17 protein-coding genes are annotated in these 16766 nt (G+C 72.0%); 7 read left to right on the forward strand and 10 right to left on the reverse strand.

The window, feature by feature from the left end:
• Window position 1: 1 nt before the first annotated feature.
• Window positions 2–787, reverse strand: a complete 786-nt coding sequence (locus tag C8E87_RS07585; RefSeq protein WP_133872424.1) for a type 1 glutamine amidotransferase — start codon at window positions 785–787, stop codon at window positions 2–4.
• An 83-nt stretch (window positions 788–870) separates the two neighbouring features.
• Here C8E87_RS07585 and C8E87_RS07590 point away from each other — a divergent pair, with 83 nt between their 5' ends.
• Window positions 871–1704 (forward strand): EamA family transporter, encoded by an 834-nt coding sequence (locus tag C8E87_RS07590; RefSeq protein WP_239080685.1) that lies wholly within the window; start codon window positions 871–873, stop codon window positions 1702–1704.
• A 61-nt stretch (window positions 1705–1765) separates the two neighbouring features.
• On the opposite strand, the gene C8E87_RS07595 is transcribed toward C8E87_RS07590, so the two are convergent.
• Together C8E87_RS07595 and C8E87_RS07600 are read right to left on the reverse strand one after the other, a co-directional pair.
• Window positions 1766–2191 carry a DUF350 domain-containing protein gene (locus C8E87_RS07595; protein ID WP_133872425.1) on the reverse strand — a complete coding sequence of 142 codons (426 nt, stop codon included), beginning with the start codon at window positions 2189–2191 and terminating at the stop codon, window positions 1766–1768.
• A 57-nt stretch (window positions 2192–2248) separates the two neighbouring features.
• The gene (locus C8E87_RS07600; protein ID WP_133872426.1) at window positions 2249–3601 is read right to left on the reverse strand and encodes a glutamine synthetase family protein; all 1353 of its coding nucleotides are present in this window, start codon (window positions 3599–3601) and stop codon (window positions 2249–2251) included.
• A gap of 201 nt (window positions 3602–3802) precedes the next feature.
• On the opposite strand from C8E87_RS07600, the gene panB reads away from it, so the two are divergent.
• Window positions 3803–4633, forward strand: coding sequence for a 3-methyl-2-oxobutanoate hydroxymethyltransferase (gene panB, locus C8E87_RS07605; protein ID WP_133872427.1), 831 nt, complete (start codon window positions 3803–3805; stop codon window positions 4631–4633).
• Between the two features lie 152 nt (window positions 4634–4785).
• Here the strand turns inward: panB and C8E87_RS07610 are convergent, their stop codons facing one another.
• Entirely contained in the window at window positions 4786–6201 is a 1416-nt protein-coding gene (locus C8E87_RS07610) for an RNB domain-containing ribonuclease (protein WP_133872428.1), read from the reverse strand.
• Between the two features lie 107 nt (window positions 6202–6308).
• On the opposite strand from C8E87_RS07610, the gene C8E87_RS43545 reads away from it, so the two are divergent.
• Together C8E87_RS43545 and C8E87_RS07625 are read left to right on the forward strand one after the other, a co-directional pair.
• Window positions 6309–7544 (forward strand): hypothetical protein, encoded by a 1236-nt coding sequence (locus tag C8E87_RS43545; protein WP_166661111.1) that lies wholly within the window; start codon window positions 6309–6311, stop codon window positions 7542–7544.
• A 165-nt stretch (window positions 7545–7709) separates the two neighbouring features.
• Complete coding sequence (locus C8E87_RS07625; protein ID WP_133872429.1) at window positions 7710–9209, forward strand: hypothetical protein; 1500 nt, start codon at window positions 7710–7712, stop codon at window positions 9207–9209.
• A gap of 73 nt (window positions 9210–9282) precedes the next feature.
• Here the strand turns inward: C8E87_RS07625 and C8E87_RS07630 are convergent, their stop codons facing one another.
• Both C8E87_RS07630 and C8E87_RS07635 read right to left on the reverse strand, forming a co-directional pair.
• Complete coding sequence (locus C8E87_RS07630) at window positions 9283–9489, reverse strand: hypothetical protein (protein ID WP_133872430.1); 207 nt, start codon at window positions 9487–9489, stop codon at window positions 9283–9285.
• 141 nt (window positions 9490–9630) lie between these two features.
• Window positions 9631–10653, reverse strand: coding sequence for an aspartate-semialdehyde dehydrogenase (locus C8E87_RS07635; RefSeq protein ID WP_133872431.1), 1023 nt, complete (start codon window positions 10651–10653; stop codon window positions 9631–9633).
• Between the two features lie 112 nt (window positions 10654–10765).
• On the opposite strand from C8E87_RS07635, the gene C8E87_RS07640 reads away from it, so the two are divergent.
• Window positions 10766–11563 carry a class I SAM-dependent methyltransferase gene (locus tag C8E87_RS07640; RefSeq protein ID WP_133872432.1) on the forward strand — a complete coding sequence of 266 codons (798 nt, stop codon included), beginning with the start codon at window positions 10766–10768 and terminating at the stop codon, window positions 11561–11563.
• A gap of 12 nt (window positions 11564–11575) precedes the next feature.
• Here C8E87_RS07640 and C8E87_RS07645 read toward each other — a convergent pair whose 3' ends face one another.
• The 4 genes from C8E87_RS07645 to C8E87_RS07660 all read right to left on the reverse strand — a co-directional run bounded on the left by C8E87_RS07645 (window position 11576) and on the right by C8E87_RS07660 (window position 14957).
• Complete coding sequence (locus tag C8E87_RS07645; RefSeq protein WP_133872433.1) at window positions 11576–12178, reverse strand: M15 family metallopeptidase; 603 nt, start codon at window positions 12176–12178, stop codon at window positions 11576–11578.
• Window positions 12179–12228: 50 nt separating this feature from the next.
• Window positions 12229–12831: a GTP cyclohydrolase II gene (locus C8E87_RS07650; protein WP_133872434.1), complete on the reverse strand. Its 603-nt coding sequence runs from the start codon at window positions 12829–12831 to the stop codon at window positions 12229–12231.
• Between the two features lie 33 nt (window positions 12832–12864).
• A complete protein-coding gene (locus C8E87_RS07655; RefSeq protein ID WP_239080682.1) occupies window positions 12865–13995 on the reverse strand; it encodes an MFS transporter in 1131 nt (376 codons plus the stop codon).
• A 71-nt stretch (window positions 13996–14066) separates the two neighbouring features.
• On the reverse strand, window positions 14067–14957 hold the full coding sequence (locus tag C8E87_RS07660; protein ID WP_239080681.1) for a LysR family transcriptional regulator: 891 nt from the start codon (window positions 14955–14957) through the stop codon (window positions 14067–14069).
• A gap of 66 nt (window positions 14958–15023) precedes the next feature.
• Between C8E87_RS07660 and C8E87_RS07665 the strand changes: the two genes are divergently transcribed.
• Together C8E87_RS07665 and C8E87_RS07670 are read left to right on the forward strand one after the other, a co-directional pair.
• Window positions 15024–16247 carry an MFS transporter gene (locus C8E87_RS07665; RefSeq protein WP_133872435.1) on the forward strand — a complete coding sequence of 408 codons (1224 nt, stop codon included), beginning with the start codon at window positions 15024–15026 and terminating at the stop codon, window positions 16245–16247.
• Window positions 16237–16665, forward strand: a complete 429-nt coding sequence (locus C8E87_RS07670) for a MarR family winged helix-turn-helix transcriptional regulator (RefSeq protein ID WP_133872436.1) — start codon at window positions 16237–16239, stop codon at window positions 16663–16665. Before C8E87_RS07665 ends, C8E87_RS07670 begins: the two co-directional genes overlap by 11 nt.
• Window positions 16666–16766: the final 101 nt, after the last annotated feature.

Below are 16766 nucleotides of genomic sequence, written 5' to 3' on the forward strand. Positions count from 1 at the left end.
GTCACTGCCCCAGCAGCGGAAGGGTGCGGCCGGTGCCGGACCCGGGTATGTCGGCGTCGGGCAGTGTGCCGAGGGCGAGCGACGCGAACCGGGCGGCGAACGGCTGCCACACCTCTTCGACATCGGGCAGGATGTCGGCGGTGGCGAACACGACGGCCTCGGCGTCGTAGCCCAGCTCGTCGATGGCGGCGCGGTCGCTCGCGGCCCACTGCTCGATCATCGCGGCGTCGCACTCGATGTGGAACTGCAGGCCCCATGCCCTGTCACCGAGCCGGAAGGCCTGATGCGGGTAACGGCTGGAGGCGGCCAGCAGCACCGACCGCAACGGCAGCTCGGTGATCTCGTCGCGGTGCCACTGCACCACGTCGGGCAGCAGCGGCACCCACTTGAACAGCGGGTCGGTGTCGGCCGCGTCCCGCTTGCCGACCAGGCCGGGCCCGATCTCGGGACCGCTGGTGCTGCGCTCGACCAGGCCGCCGTGGGCGCTCGCGAGCAGCTGCCCGCCGAGGCACACGCCGAGCGTGGGCACCCGGTGGCGTACCGCCTTGCGCAGCAGCCCTTCGAGCGCCGGGAACCACGGCGCGCCGGGCACACCCTCGGCGTCCGGGTAGGCGTTCTGGTCGCCGCCCAGCACGATCAGCGCGAGGTAGTCGTCGAGGGTCTCGGGGAGCTCGTCACCGGCGTGCGGCCGCAGGACGGTCAGCTCAAGCCCCGCCTCGGTCAGCCACTCCCCCAGCCGTCGCAGGTCGTCGGTCGGATCGTTCTCGATGACTAGTGCAGTCGCCACGCTCACGAATCTAACCCCCGTACGGCGAAGAGCCAGGCCGTGGGGTTGACTTCGTCGACCGGCTCGATAGCGTCCACCGCACCATGTCCGCCGCGCCCCTGCTCATGCTCGTGTCGGTCGTCTCGATGCAGTTCGGCTCGGCGATCGGCCGCACCCTCTTCGACGACCTCGGCGCGACCGGGGTGGTGCTGCTGCGAGCCGGCATCTCGGCGCTGGTGCTGGCCGTGGTGGTGCGCCCACACGTACGCTCCTGGCCCCGCGCGGCCTGGCGGGCGGCTTCGCTGCTCGGGATCGCGGTGGCCGGCCTCAACCTGCTGTCCGCGCTGGCCATGCGTACGGTGCCGCTCGGGGTGGTCGTCACCGTGTCGTTCCTCGGCCCGCTGACGGTCTCCCTAGCGCAGACCCGCCGGCTGCTCGACCTGCTCTGGGCCCTGCTCGCCGGCGCCGGCGTGGCCCTGCTGTGGTGGCACCCCGGCCCGTCGTTGCCGCCCGGCGGTCTGGTGCTGGCCGCGCTGGCCGGGGCGTGCGGCGCCGGATACATCCTGCTCACCGCGCGCGTAGGCGGACTGGTGCCGGGCGTCGGCGGCCTGCCCGTCTCGCTCACCGTGGCGACGCTGGTCGCGCTCCCCTTCGGACTCGCCGGGGCGAGCGCCGTCGTCACCCGCCCCTCCCTGCTGATCGGCGCGGCCTCGGTGGCCGTGCTGCAGACCATTTTCCCGTACGTCCTGGAACTGAACGCCCTGCGCCGCATCCCCACACGCGTCTTCGGCATCCTGACCAGCCTGAACCCGGCCGCCGCGGCGGTGGCCGGCCTGCTCGTGCTGGACCAGCGGCTGGGCACGGTCTCGCTGGCCGCGCTCGCCCTGGTCACCTCGGCCAGCGCCGGCGTCACCCTCACCCACCGGCCGGAACGATGATGGCAGCGGGTCTGCGCCCACGCGGGCCGCCCGTGCCCTCAGCGGAAGCGGCGACGATCGGTCAGGAGATGCACGCGCACACGATCAGGGCGGCCCCGAAGTGCGAAGCCGCACTCACCAGCGCTCCCCCGTGCCGTTCCGGCGTGCAGATGACCTCGCCCAGCTTGCCCGGGGTCATCCAGTCGAGGACCAGGAACGCCAGGCCCATGATGGCGATGCCGATCAGGCCGAACAACACCGTCGACGCCAGGCCCTGGCCGAACGAGTCGTACGACGTGAAGATCGCCGTGAAGACGATGGCGGCGATGCCGAGCTGGTTGGCCGCGAGCAGCAGCGACGCGTTGGGGTTGCGCTCCGCGAAGATCAGCTCGCGCAGCTTGCCGGGTGTGAGCAGGTCGACGAGGACGTAGCCCACCGCCATCAGCCCGATGCCGACGATTCCGAAAACGATGCTGCGCCCAGCACCCTCGAGCAGATCTTCAAGCACGGCCTCTCCCTTGTCACGCGACGTCAGGACAGACCGTACAAGACAGGCCCTACGTCTTTACAGCGCGCCCAGGTAACGCTGCCTCTCGTAGGGTGTCACCTCGCGACGGTACTGCTCCCATTCGGCCGTTTTGTTGCGCAGGAAGAAGTCGAAGACGTGCTCGCCGAGCACCTCGGCCACCAGTTCCGACCGGCTCATCACGTCGATCGCCTCGGACAGGTTCTCGGGGAGCGCGTCGTAGCCGGCCGCCTTGCGCTCGGCCGGGGAGAGCGACCAGACGTCGTCCTCGGCGCCCGGGGGCAGCTCGTAGCCCTCCTCGATGCCCTTGAGCCCGGCGCCGAGCAGCACGGCGAAGGCGAGGTAGGGGTTCGTGGCGGAGTCGATCGAGCGGACCTCGACGCGCGCCGAGCTGGGCTTGCCGAACGCGGGCACCCGCACCAGCGCCGACCGGTTGAGGTGGCCCCAGCTCACGAACGCCGGCGACTCGGTCACGACGTTGGGCAGCTGCAGCGGGAAGAGCCGCTTGTACGAGTTCACGTACTGGTTGGTGACCGCCGTGTACTCCCGCGCGTGCACGAGCAGGCCGGCGATGAACGAGCGCGCCGTCTTGGACAGCTTCTGCGGGTCGTCGGCGTCGTAGAACGCGTTCCGCTCGCCCTCCATCAGCGAGAGGTGCGTGTGCATGCCGCTGCCGGGCTGGTCGGTGTACGGCTTCGGCATGAAGGTGGCCCGCACCCCCTGGGAGAGCGCAACCTCCTTGACGACGTGACGGAACGTCATGATGTTGTCGGCCGTGGTCAGCGCGTCGGCGTAGCGCAGGTCGATCTCCTGCTGGCCGGGCGCGACCTCGTGGTGGCTGAACTCGACCGAGATGCCGATCCGCTCGAGCGCGAGCACGGCCTGCCGCCGGAAGTCACGGGCGATCGAGTGCGTGGTGTGGTCGAAGTAGCCGCCGCTGTCGACCGGCACCGGCACCGAGCCGTCGAGCGGGCCCTCCTGCACCAGGAAGAACTCGACCTCGGGATGGGTGTAGAAGGTGAAACCCTTCTCGGCCGCCTTGGCCAGCATGCGGCGCAGCACATGGCGCGGGTCGGCCCAGGCGGCGCTGCCGTCGGGCAGCAGGATGTCGCAGAACATGCGGGCGCTCTCGCCGCTGGCGCCGCCCTCGAACGGGAACACCTGGAACGTCGTCGGGTCGGGCATGGCGACCATGTCGGACTCGTAGACCCGGGCGAAGCCCTCGATCGCCGAGCCGTCGATGCCCATGCCTTCCTCGAAGGCGGACTCGAGTTCGGCCGGGGCGACCGACACGCTCTTGAGCGTGCCGAGCACGTCGGTGAACCAGAGCCGGACAAAACGGATGTCGCGCTCCTCCAGAGTACGAAGCACGAACTCCTGCTGTCGGTCCACGTTCACCCCTAGTAGTGATGACTTGACAAGCCAGTCTTCCCCGGCCCAGTTACGCCGAGATTACGCTGGCGCCGCCTCCTCCCGGTGCCCTGGGGTGTGAAAACCTCCACTCGCCCCTGACCGCGGCGCCGGCCCGGGTGCGACGATCGAGGGGCACCCGGGGACCGCACCGACGCGGCCTCGAGGGGGAAGGAGCACACCATGACCGAGATTCCCACCCTGTACGGTGGCCCGCCCACCCGACGGGTACGCACGCGTGACCTGATCGCCGCCAAGAGCCGCGGCGACCGCTGGCCGATGCTGACCTCCTACGACCAGTACACGGCCTCGATCTTCGACCAGAACGGCGTGCCGGTCCTGCTCGTCGGCGACTCGGCCGCCAACAACGTGTTCGGTCACGAGACCACCCTGCCGATCACCGTCGACGAGCTGATCCCCCTGGTCAGCGCCGTCGTGCGGGCCACCAAGACGGCGTTGATCGTGGCCGACCTGCCCTTCGGCAGCTACGAGGAGGGCCCGACGCAGGCGTTGCGCACGGCCGTCCGGTTCATGAAGGAGGGCGGCGCCCACGCCGTCAAGCTCGAGGGCGGCCGCCGCGTCGCCGCTCAGATCGAGGCCCTCACCGGCGCCGGCATCCCCGTCATGGGCCACGTCGGCTTCACCCCGCAGAGCGAGCACACCCTCGGCGGCTACCGGGTCCAGGGCCGCGAGAACGAGGGCGCCCAGGTGGTCTCGGACGCCCGCGCGGTGGCCGACGCGGGCGCGTTCGCCGTGGTGCTCGAGATGGTGCCGGGCGAGGTGGCCAAGACGATCACCAAGGAGCTCGAGATCCCGACGGTGGGCATCGGCGCCGGCCCCGACACCGACGCCCAGGTGCTGGTCTGGCAGGACATGGCCGGTCTGCGCACCGGCCGCACGCCGCGCTTCGTCAAGCAGTACGCCGACATGGCCGGGATGCTGTCGAAGGCCACCCAGCAGTTCGCCGCCGAGGTCCGAGGCGGCGAGTTCCCGTCGGCCGAGCACACTTTCTAAAGATCAAATGCTGATGTCGTAGCGGGGTGGTGGGTTCAGACCGTCGCTCCCGCCGAGGGCCCGGGCGGGCTGAGCAGGGCGCCGGCGCGCCCAGAACGCTCAACCCACCCGGGCGACCTGCGTGCGTGGTTGCGCCCAAAAGATCAAAACCGTCAGGCCTCGAACTGGACCTTGCGGGTGGACGGGTCTGCGGTGATCAGGCGGACCTGCATGCGGACGCCCAGGGACAGGCTGCCCTGGCAGCGGGCGCGGACGGCCGGCTCGTCGATGGCGATGGTGCCGCCGGGCGGGCGGCCCTTCGACGGGTCGTCGAGGTCGACCACGCCCGCCTCGAAGACCTCTCCCACCCGGTCGTGCAGCAGCACGGCCTCGGCCAGGTCGATCGCGCCGCGGTTGGCCGCGCCGGCCAGCCTGTCCGAGTCGGTCATGGCCTTCGGCAGCCGGGGCAGGGCGGCCCGCGCCCACTCGGGGATCGTCGCGCCGGTCGCGACCGCCAGGCAGACCTCTGTCGCGTAGCGGTCGGCCAGCCGCCGCAGCGGGGCCGTGACGTGCGCGTACGACGCTCCCACGCCGCCGTGGCCGGTCTGCTCGGGCGGGGCGCCGTCGAACGGCGTGTAGGCGGCCCCGCGCAGCAAGTCGGCCGCCTGGTCGAGGAAGGCCGCGCCACGCGGGGTGGCCGGGTCGACCGAGGCGACAACCGCGCCGACCTGGGCCCCGGACGGCCACAGCACGCCCAGCGACTTCGCGGCGGCCTGCAGCTTGACAACCGCCTCGGCCTTGGGCGGCGGCATCGTGCGCAGCAGCCCCACCCCGGCCCCCAGCATCAGCTCGGCCGCCGCCATGCCGGTGAGCAGCGAGATCTGCGCGTTGTGCTCCTCGATCGCGAGGGGCGCCCGCAACACCAGCCGCCAACCGCCGTTGTCGGGCTCGACCTCCTGCTCGGGCAGCGGCAGGTTGACCGCGCCCCGGTCGGCGGCCCGCCGGGCCAGCAGCGTGCCCAGTTCGGGCAGCAGGGCCAGCGGCTCGGGCGGGGTGCCCGCGTCGACCTGCTGCTGCACCGCCTCGTAGCTCAGCTTCGCCCGGCTGCGCACCCGCGCCCGTTCCAGGGTGGTCGAGACGATCGCGCCGTCGGCGTCCACGTCGATGGTCCACACCACGGCCGACCGGTCGACGTCGGGGAACAGGCTCACCGCGTCCTCGCTGAGAACCGGCGGGTGCAGCGGGATCCGCCCGTCGGGCAGATAGATCGTCTGGCCGCGGGCCCAGGTCTCGGCCTCGAGCGCCCCGCCCGGCCGCACGTAGGACGCGACGTCGGCGATCGCGTAGAGCACCCGGTAGCCGCCGCCGGGCCGCCGGCTCAGGTGCATGGCCTGGTCGAGGTCGCGGGAGGTGGCCGGGTCGATCGTCACGAACGGCACGTCGGTGCGGTCGGCGGCCGGTGGTGGCGGCGCCGCGGCGGCCGCTTCGGCCTCGGCCAGCGCGTCGGCCGGGAAGTCGCCCGGCAGCTTGAGTTCCTGCCGCAGGGCGTCGAAGTCGATGCGCGGCGCCCACACCCGTCTGATCGGCACGGGTCATTCCTACCAGTTCCCCGTACGAGGAAGGGCCGCGCCCGGCGGCACGGCCCTTCTTTTGTGCGTTGTCTCAGCGCCGGCGAGCGGCCGTCTTCCGTGCTGTCGTGGCGGGCGCGTCCATCATGTCCGCGGCCGGGGTGTTCCCCAGCGCGGCCTGCCGGGCCGCCGCCGCGGAGGCCGCCTTGGAGACCCGGGCCCGGTTGGTCGACGAATTCTTGGCGGTCGAGGCCGCGCGCGGCGTGTTGGCCGCCCGGGTGGCCCGCTCCCGGGTCGCGCCGGCCTCGTTGATGCTGCTGCGGTTACCGGCCGGCGCCGCCGCGGACCGGTTGCCGCCGCGCGCCACCACCGGGCTCAACCCGGCCACCTTGGCCACCGGCGAACGGGGTGCCGCCTTCGGAGCAGACCCTTCCGTTCCCGTACGACCGGACGACCGCGACGCCGTGGCTTTGCTCGCGCTCTTCACAGCCGACGCCGCCTTGGCCGCGCTCTTCGTCGCCGCCTTGGCCGCCGCCCTGGCAGCTGTCTTGGCCGCCGTAGCCGTCTTGGCCGCCGTCTTCTTCACCGCCGCGCTCTTCGCCGCGGTGGCCTTTGCTGCTGTGCTCTTGGCCGCAGTTGCCTTGGCGGCGGCGCTCTTCGCGGCCGTCTTCGCCGGAGTCGCCTTCTTGCCCGCCGCGCTCTTCGCCGCCGCGCTCTTCGCCGCCGTGCTCTTGGCCGCCGCGCTCTTGGCCGCCGCGCTCTTCGCCGCCGCGCTCTTCACCGCCGTCGCCTTGGCCGGGGCCTTTTTCGCCGCCGTGGCCTTGGCCCCGGTTGTCTTGGCCGCAGCAGCTCCGGCTCCCGCCGCCCGGGCACCCGTCGCCTTCGTCCCGGCCGCCTTGATCGCGGTGGCCCTCGCCCCAGTCGCCTTGGTCCCGATCGCCTTGGCGGCAGTCGCCCTGGCCGCAGCAGCCCCGGTTCCGGCCGCCCGGCCCCCCGCCGCCTTCGCCCCAGCCGTCTTCACCGCTGTCGCCTTGGTCCCGGTCGCCTTGGTCCCGGTCGCCTTGGTCCCGGTCGCCCTGGCCGCAGCAGCCCCGGTTCCGGCCGCCCGGCCCCCCGCCGCCTTCGCCCCGGCCGCCTTCACCGCTGTCGCCTTGGCGCCGCCCGCCTTGGCCGCGGTCGCCTTGGCCGTAGCGGCCTTCCTCGCGGCAGCCGCCGACTTCGCACCCGCCCTGGCCGCAGTCGCCGCCGCCCGGTTCGCCGTGGCCGCGGCCCGATTGGCAGCGGCCGTGGCACCGCTTTCGGCCCCCGTGGTGGCCGATCCGGCCGCCGCACGGTTGGCTGCCGCCGTAGCGCTCCGGTTGTAACCGACCCGGGCGGTACCCGCCGCCGCCTTGTTGGCCGAAGCCGTAGCGTTCCGCGCCGCCGACGCCTTCTTGGCCGCAGGTCGCGTAGTGGTGGCCTTCTTCGCCGGGCTCGCCTTGGCCGTAGCCGTCTTGCCCGCAGTCCCGCTCGTCGCAGCCGCAGTCTTCTTGCCCACGCTCCCGACCGCCGCAGCCGCAGTCTTCCTGGCCGTGGTCCCGCCCGCTGCCACAGCCGCCTTCCGGGCCGTGATCCCGCCCGCCCCCGCAGCCGCCTTCCGGGCCGTGATCCCGCCCGCCCCCGCAGCCGCCTTCCGGGCCGTGATCCCGCCCGCCGTCACAGCCGCCTTCCGGGCCGTGATCCCGCCCGCCCCCGCAGCCGCCTTCCGGGCCGTGATCCCGCCCGCCGTCACAGCCGCCTTCCGGGCCGCGGCCGCCTTCCGGGCCGTGGTCCCGTTCGCCGCCGCAGCCGCCGTCTTCGCGCTCGTCGCCGTCGTCTTGACCACGGGAACGCTGGTAGCCGCCTTCTTGCCCGCCGTGCTCGTCGCGGCGGCCGCCCTCTTGCCGGCAGGCACGGTCCTGGTCTTCTTGGCAATCGCGCTCGGGCCGGCCGCCGGCTTCTGGGCCACGCCGGCGCTGGTGGTGCGCCTCGCCGTGGCCGAGGTCGCCGCCGCCGTCCGCTTCGGCGCCGCCTTGCCGGCGGTCGTCGTCCTGGCCGCCGTCGTCTTCTGCGCGGCCTTGGCCGCGGTCGTCCTGCTCGCTGTCGTCATTGCCCCAGCCTTGTTAGCCGCCGTCTTGGTGGAACCGGTGCGGCTGGCCGGAACCCTGGCCACCCCGGTCGACTTGCCCGCACTGCTCGCCGCCGCCCTACGAGCGCCGGTCGTCGCCTTCTTGACGGCCCCAGCCGCCTTCACCGCCGCCACGGTGGTCTCCCCAGCCGCCTTCACCGCCGCCACGGTGGTCTCCCCGGCCGCGCCCCCGACCATCGTGGACCGGCCACGCGCGCCCGCCGCCCCGCCCACGCCAACGGCCCGCTGCCTCGGCGCCGCCTTGCCCTGGGCACTCGCGGCCTTCACACCGGTCCTGCCGGAGCCCGGCTTGATCGCGGAACCCTTGGCAGCAGCCGTTTTCGTGCCGCCTGCCTTCGCCGCTCCACCCCGCGCGGAGGACCCAGCCCTCACCGTCTGGTCCGCGTTCATCGACGTGGCCGCCGCCGGCCTGACCGTCGCTGACTTGGCCGCTGCAGCCTTGGCCACCGCTGACTCAGCCGTCGCCGATTTGGCGGCTGGTGAGTTGGCTCCTGCCGTCTTGGCCCCCGCTGACTTGCCCCTCGCCGTCTTGGCCGTCGCTGACTTGGCCCGTGCCGTCTTGGCCGCCGCTGACTTGGCCCCTGCCGTCTTGGCCGCCGCCGTCGTCTTGGCCCCCGCCGCCGTCGCCGCCGTCGCCGTCGCCGCCCCCGCGGTCCTGGTCGCCGCGGTCACGGTCTTGGCCGCGTTCGCCGTCCGGGCGGCGGCGACGGCGCGACCACGAGTGGGAGCCGCTGCCGAAGAGCGCGCCGGCTCGGTGGGCTCACGCACCGGCGTACGCGAAATGCGGTTTTTGTCCGCTCTAGAGGCAAGACTGGGGGCCTTTTTGGCAGCGGCCATCTGGGGTGTTCCTCCTTGCGAATGAACTGCGCGAGTTGCTGCGGGCTCGTCCCGCACGGAGACTGCAAACGATCGATGTCAGGGGGCCGGCGCCGGCGTCAGCGGTCCTCCCCGTTCCAACGAGCGTCCTCGGCATCCCACTCGGCGTTGCGCTTCTCGACCGTTTCGAGGGCCCGCTCCGCCTCGCCGGCCGTGGCGTAGGGGCCGAGCCGATACTGGGCGGGACACACGTCGTCGCCGGTCTCGACCCGATGGTGGCGCAGGCACCAGAAGTAGCCGCCTCCGCCGGGCCCACTGTCGCTCATGCAATCACTCTGCACCTCAAACCGACCATCCGCCACCGATTCGGGCAAAAAGTCCCGATTTTCCACATTGGAGGGTGAGGCAAGGCCAACAAAAACCGCCCCGGCCGGACAGCCGGGGCGGTCATGAGTTACACGCGCGAGCTACAGCGTGGCCGCCACCAGCTCGGCGACCTGCACAGCGTTGAGCGCCGCGCCCTTGCGCAGGTTGTCGTTGGAGACGAACAGGGCAATGCCGTTCTCCACCGTCTCGTCGGCGCGGATGCGGCCCACGTACGAGGCGTCGCGGCCGGCCGCCTCGAGCGGCGTGGGCACGTCGGACAGCTCGACGCCGGGCGCGCCGGCGAGCAGCTCGCGAACACGCGCGGGCGTGAGCGGCCGGGCGAAACGGGCGTTGATCTGCAGCGAGTGGCCGGTGAAGACCGGGACGCGGACGCACGTGCCCGAGACCAGCAGCGACGGCAGATCGAGGATCTTGCGGCTCTCGTTGCGAAGCTTCTGCTCCTCGTCGGTCTCGTCGCGGCCGTCGTCCACGATCGAGCCGGCCAGCGGCAGCACGTTGAACGCGATCGGCTTGGCGAACGAGCGCGGGGCCGGGAACTCGACGGCCGAGCCGTCGTGGGTGAGCTCGGTGGCGCGGTCGGAGACCTTCTTCACCTGCTCGTCGAGTTCGCTGACGCCGGCCAGCCCGGCGCCGGAGACGGCCTGATAGGTGGTGGCGACCAGCGAAACCAGCCCGGCCTCGTCGTGCAGCGGGCGCAGCACCGGCATCGCCGCCATGGTCGTGCAGTTCGGGTTGGCGATGATGCCCTTGGGGCGGTTGTGAATCGCGCCGGGGTTGACCTCGCTCACGACCAGCGGGACGTCGGGGTCCATGCGCCAAGCCGACGAGTTGTCGATGACCACCGCGCCGGCCTCGGCGACGCGCGGCGCGAGCTCCTTGGAGCTACCCTTGCCGGCCGAGAACAGGACGATGTCGAGACCGCTGTAGTCGGCGGTCGCCGCGTCCTCGACGGTCACCTCACCGGGGCCCCAACCGAGCGTGCGGCCCGCGCTGCGAGCGGACGCGAAAAGGCGGAGCTGCCCAACAGGGAATTCGCGCTCGGCCAGGATGCGCCGCATGACGCTGCCCACCTGTCCCGTCGCGCCCACAATGCCGATCCTCATGCCGACAAAAGTACGGCCTGAACTGCGTACGGAGAAATCGGTTAACCGCATCGATTCCATATGCCGAGATTTCCGTCCCATATTTGAGGACGGCGGGCGTAGGTTCGAGGGCATGGCGACGTACACGCACGGGCATCACGAATCGGTCTTGCGCTCGCATCGCTGGCGCACCGCAGAGAATTCGGCGGCCTACCTGTTGCCGCATCTTTCCTCCGGCGTGGCGGTGCTCGACGTCGGCTGCGGCCCCGGCACCATCACGGCCGACTTCGCGACTCTCGTCACACCCGCTCGGGTCACCGCCCTGGAACGCACCGAGGAGGCGCTCGGGCTGGCGCGGGCCGAGATCACCCGGCGCGGCCTGACCAACGTCGAGTTCGTGGTCGGCGACGTGCACCGGCTCGACTTCGGCGACGACACCTTCGACGTGGTGCACGCGCATCAGGTGCTGCAGCATGTCGGCGACCCGGTGGCGGCGCTGCGCGAGATGCGCCGGGTCACCAAACCGGGCGGCCTGATCGCCGTACGGGACAGCGACTATGCGGCTTTTGCCTGGTATCCACGGCTACCCGAGCTGGACGAGTGGCTGGCGCTCTACGAGCGGGTGGCGCGGGGCAACGGCGGCGAGCCCGACGCGGGGCGGCGCCTGCTGGCCTGGGCCCACGCCGCCGGTCTGACGGATGTGCGGGCGACGTCGAGCACGTGGTGCTTCGCGACACCGGCCGACCGCGAGTGGTGGGGCGGCATGTGGGCCGACCGCATCCTGCAGTCCGACATGGCGGCCACCGCCGAACGCACCGGCGCGGCCGGCCGTGACGACCTCGCCCGCATCTCGCGGGCGTGGCGCGACTGGGCCGCCCACCCCGACGGCTGGATGTCCCTGCTGCACGGCGAGCTGATCGCGCGGGTCTGAAACAGCCCGGATCTAGGCGGACGCGGGCTTGTACGCCCAGTGCCACGGCTCGCGCGGCACGTTCTCGACGAAGCCGTACTTGTCCGCGTTCTTGCGCATCCACGCCTGCGCCTTGGAGTTCAGGTCGAGGTCGGTGGCCATGCCCCAGCCGTGTTCGCTGGTGCCGGGCTTGGCCGCCAGCCCGCCCTGCGAGTACAAACCCTTGCGCCGTGCGAGGTCGACCTGCTCCTCGTACGGGCGGTACGAGTCGGTGATGCCGATGGTGACGCCGTCCCGCTTGGCGTCGCTGATCATCTGATTGAGGTTCTGCGCGGCCGGCGCCCACAGTTTGTGCCGGGTGTTGCCGACCTGTTCGAGGGCGTTGGCCGGGATCTTGCCGTTGCCGTACGCGGCGAGCTCGGTCGGGATGCCCTTGCTGTTGAGCGTGTAGGACTTACCGCTGGTGGAAGTCTGCGCGACGGCGTTCTCCAGCACGTTGGCGAAACTGCCGCCTTCGGCGCTCGTGGCCGTCCTGGCCGTCTGGGCCTGCACGTTCCGGCCCGCCTGTTGTGTCTGCAGCGCGATCATCCGGCTCTGGATGTCGGCGATTCGCGAGTTGACCCTCTCTATCCCCACGTACTCCTGTTCGGCAACCGCGCGGAACCCGTGAGTGTCCGGGCCGTGATTCAGTGCACGGCCGGCAGCGCGATCGTGTGCTGGGTGTGTGCGACCTTCGCCCGCAGATAGCGCAGGTTGGCCGGGGACGCGTGCACGGCGGTCGGCACGACCTCCCGTACGGAGATGTGGTTCCGGCGCAGCTGGGTGACCTTGTCCGGGTTGTTGGTCAGCAGGTCGATCGTGGTGACGCCGAGCGCGGTCAGCATCTGCGCGGCCGCCGTGTAGTCGCGCTGGTCGTCGCCGTGCCCGAGCGCCCGGTTGGCCTGGTACGTGTCGAGCCCGGCATCCTGCAGCGCATAGGTGTCGAGCTTGTTGTAGAGCCCGATCCCGCGTCCCTCCTGCCGCAGATACAGCAGGTAGCCGCCGTCCCCGGTGATCCGTTCGACGGACTCGCGCAGCTGGGGCCCGCAGTCGCAGCGCTGCGACCCGAAGACGTCCCCGGTCAGGCACTCGGAGTGCAGCCGCACGAGTGGGACCGCGCCGGGTGTGCCGAGCGCGAGCGCCAGGTGCTCCTTGCCGTCGGTCAGGCCGTTGAAGGTGACCAGGCCGGCGGTGGTCTCGTAGCCGTCCGCGAAGCGCAGCGGGACGGTGACTCGGGTACGTACGGACATGTTCCTGCTGATCGGCAGGACAGGGCCGCCACCTCAGAGTTTCACCGGCTCCCGTCGCTCCGCGCCCTCGAGCCGGTGGGCCAGGTCGAGGTCGACCTCCGACGTCCGGTTACGGCGGTTGGGCAGCATGTTGGTGACCAGCACGACCGCGGCGCCGATGCCCGCGTACAGAGCCAGCACGAGCAGGTGATGCTGGATCTCGGCAGCCGGGAAGTACAGGTTGTCGCGGACGGCCTGCACACCCGCTCCGGTCGGCAGGTTGGCGCCGAGGTGCCGGCCGAACGAGGGCAGGAACTCGGGCAGGATGCTGGCGCCCGAGATCACCGTGCCCAGCGTGAAGTACATCGCGCCGAGCAGCGCGCCGGCCGCGCCGAAGATGGCCACCGCGCCGGCCGTCGAGGCGGTGATGGCCAGGGAGATCAGCGCGAAGATGCCGAGCATCTCGCCGCGGTCGGCGGTCGTGCCCACGCCGAACCAGCCCATCGACCACAGCACCGCGGCGGCCGAGCCGAGGGCGTACACGGCCAGGATGCTGACGTGCGCGATGCCACGGCGCCACGACCTGCGCGTACGGGGAATCAGGCGGCCCAGGCCCATCGAGGCGATCGTGCCGCCGAGCGCGAGCGCCTGGGTCAGGAAGCCCAGCGAGACGCCGTTGACGTCGTCGTCGGGCAGCGGCACCACGTCGGTGACCGGCGGCGGGGAGTTGAGCTGCTGGGCCCGCGACACCGAGATCCGGTCGTTCTGCTGGGCCAGCCGCCTCAGCTCGGCCGCCGTCTGCTGCTGGACGACGGTGGTGAACGTGGCCCGCAGCAGCGACGCGGCGGCGGGTCCGGCGGCCGAGGCGACGTACAGGTGCGGCCGCGCGCCGGTGATGTCGACGCCGCCGTACACGTCCCGCCGTTTGATCGCGACCTGGAGATCGTCGGCGGTGGCGTAGTCGGTGACCCGGAAATAACCCCGTTCGGTGAGCAGGCCGGCCGCCTGGGCCCGCTCGGCGGGCGGCGAGACCAGCCCGACCGGCACGTGGTGCGGCTGCGCCTTGTGCCCCATGCCGAGGTAGTAGGCGGTCAGCCCGAGCTGGACGAGCACGCCGATCACGCAGACGGCCAGCGCGAACCGCCGGAACTGCAGCACAGACTCGGCCGGTTGAACCTCAGCCACCGCCGCTCCCCCCACTCGGTCCGTCTTGTGAGAGTTTTACGGACGAAAGGCAATCATGAGAGTGTTTCGGGCTAACCGACCTTCTCGTCGATCAGCGCCAGAAGCGCCCGGGCCGCCGCGCTGGGCCGGCGCACCGCCGAGACCGCCACGCCGAGCGGCCACTCCAGGTCGGCGCCGGCGACGGTCTTGAGCACGAGTCCCGTCCGGTCGTCGGGAACCACGAACGGTGGCAGAACGGCCAGCCCCAAACCTTCCCGTACGAAGCTCGCCCCGCTGCCGATGTCGGTGACCTCGATCGCCACTTGCCGCTGGACCCCGGCCGCGGCGAACGCCCGGTCGACGACCGTCCGGTTGCCGTAGCCCAGCGGGAAGTCGACGAACGGCTCCCCGGCCAGGTCGGCGATCCGCACCTCGGCCGCGCCGGCGAGCCGGTGCCCCACCGGCAGCACCAGTTCCAGGCGGCGCGACTCGATCTGGCGTATGCGCAGACCGGCGGGCGGGCGGCCCGGCGCCGAGACGAACGCGACGTCGAGCGACCCGTCGGCCAGCCCCTCGAGCAGCCCGACCGAGCCACGCGGAGAGACGATCAGCCGCAGCCGGACCTGCGGGTGCACCCGGTGGAACGCGCCCAGCAGGGCGGGCACGTCGATCAGCGGCACCGAGGTCAGGGTGCCCACGCGGACCGTGCCCCGCAGGCCGCCGCGCACCTCGTCGACGGCGTCGCGGGCATCCCGTACGGCGTCGATCGCGGCCCGGGCCCGGGGCAGCAGCGCCTCGCCGGCGTCGGTCAGCTCCACCCGCTTCGACGTGCGATCGAGCAGGCGCGCCCCCAGCTCGCGCTCCAGCGACTTGATCACGGCCGAGACCCCGGACTGCACGACGTGCAGCCGAGCCGCGGCCCGGGTGAAGTTCCGCTCCTCGGCGACAGCGAGGAAATACTCGAAGTGACGCAGTTCCAGCACAGTTGGTGATGGTAACGAGCAGCAATCATCGTTGGTGGTGATGCCAGGCCGGGGCACTGTCGTCACATGACCGTTCTTCTGGAGAGGCCGCGTGCCTCCATACCGGTTTCGCGGCGGCACGGACGCGGCTTCTGGCTGATCGCCGCCGTCTATCTCGTCGCGCTCGCCTTCTCGACCGTGCCCGCCCCGCTCTACCCGATCTATCAGCGGGTGGACGGTTTCTCGGCGTTCACGGTGACGGTCGTCTTCGCCACGTACGCGGTCGGCGTGATCACCAGCCTGGTGCTGGCCGGGCACGTCTCGGACTGGGTGGGCCGCCGCCGGATCCTGTACGCCGCGCTCGGCCTGGAGATCGCGGCCGGGGTGCTGTTCCTCACGTGGAGCGCGCTGCCCGGCCTGATCGCCGCCCGGTTCCTGACCGGACTGGGTGTCGGCATGCTGACCGCGACCGCTACCGCGTACCTGCTGGAGCTGCACAAGGCGCACCGCCCCGAGGCGGACGGGACCCGCTTCGAGATCGTGTCGTCGGCCGCCAACCTGGGCGGGCTCGGCGCCGGCACCCTGGTGGCGGGCGCGCTCGCGCAGTTCGTGACCTCTCCCCTCCGTACGCCGTACGCGGTCTTCCTCGTTCTGCTGGCGCTGAGCGTGGTCGCCGTCGCCGTCGCGCCCGAGACGGTGGACGCGCCCGCCACCCGCCCGGCCTACCGGCCCCAGGGCGTACGCATCGCCGGGCGGGACAGGACAGCAGTGCTCGTCGCCGCCGTCTCGTCGTTCGCCGCGTTCGCGGTGTTCGGCCTGTTCACCTCGCTGGCGCCGAGCTTCGTGGCGGGCGCGCTGCACCAGCCCAGCCGGCTGCTGGCCGGGCTGACCGCCTTCCTCGTCTTCGCCGCGGGCGCCACCGGTCAAGCCGTCAGCGGCCGGCTCACCCCGCGGACCCGGTTCCTCGGCGGACTGATCGCACAGGCCACAGGTCTGGTGGTGCTCACGGCAGGCATGCAGGCGGCGTCGCTCACGCTCTTCCTGGCCGGTGGCGTGATCGCCGGGGCCGGGGCGGGCGTCCTGTTCAAGTCGGCGGTCGGCACGATCGCGGCCGGCGCGCCCGCCGCCCGGCGAGGGGAGAGCCTGGCCGGGTTGTTCCTGATCGCGTACGCGGGTCTGATCGGCCCGGTGCTCGGGCTGGGGGTGGCCGGCCTTCACGTGGCCTCGACGACCTCGATCCTGTGGTTCACCGGCGTCATGCTGGCACTCCTGGCCGGGGTGGCGTGGCTAGGCTGGCGGCGTGGCCGATGACCCCCTGGAACTGGAACGGCAGGTCTGCTTCGCGCTGTCGGTGGCCTCGCGCAGCGTGGTGGGGCTCTACCGCCCGCTGCTCGAGCCGATGGGCCTGACCCACCCGCAATACCTGGTGATGCTCGCGCTCTGGCAGCACGCGCCGCGCTCGGGGCGCGAGCTCAGCCGCCTGCTCCAGCTCGACCCCGGAACGCTCTCGCCGTTGCTCAAGAGGCTCGAGACCATCGGGTACGTCGACCGGCAGCGTGACCCCTCCGACGAACGGAGCCTCGCCGTCACCCTGACCGCCGAGGGCCGTGCGCTGCGGGCCAGGGCCGAGAAGATCCCGCCCGCGATCGTCACCCGATTGGGCCTGCCCGTCGAGGAGCTGGAGTCGTTGCACGCGGCACTCACACGGGTGATTGCGGCCGCTCGCTGATCGATTCCGGAATACCGTGGGGAGGCAGGCCGGGATGAATTTCCGGGCCGGCTAATTGTCCCGCAAGAACACCGGCTGGCCGAAATGCGCACCGCTGATCC

This window comes from Paractinoplanes brasiliensis (assembly GCF_004362215.1).
Taxonomy (GTDB): domain Bacteria; phylum Actinomycetota; class Actinomycetes; order Mycobacteriales; family Micromonosporaceae; genus Actinoplanes; species Actinoplanes brasiliensis.

Coding starts and splice junctions, on each gene's coding strand:
- C8E87_RS07635 (WP_133872431.1), bottom strand. CDS start 10,653: ATGAGGATCGGCATTGTGGGCGCGACGGGACAGGTGGGCAGCGTCATG.
- C8E87_RS07630 (WP_133872430.1), bottom strand. CDS start 9,489: ATGAGCGACAGTGGGCCCGGCGGAGGCGGCTACTTCTGGTGCCTGCGC.
- panB (WP_133872427.1), top strand. CDS start 3,803: ATGACCGAGATTCCCACCCTGTACGGTGGCCCGCCCACCCGACGGGTA.
- C8E87_RS07650 (WP_133872434.1), bottom strand. CDS start 12,831: ATGTCCGTACGTACCCGAGTCACCGTCCCGCTGCGCTTCGCGGACGGC.
- C8E87_RS07665 (WP_133872435.1), top strand. CDS start 15,024: ATGACCGTTCTTCTGGAGAGGCCGCGTGCCTCCATACCGGTTTCGCGG.
- C8E87_RS07640 (WP_133872432.1), top strand. CDS start 10,766: ATGGCGACGTACACGCACGGGCATCACGAATCGGTCTTGCGCTCGCAT.
- C8E87_RS07590 (WP_239080685.1), top strand. CDS start 871: ATGTCCGCCGCGCCCCTGCTCATGCTCGTGTCGGTCGTCTCGATGCAG.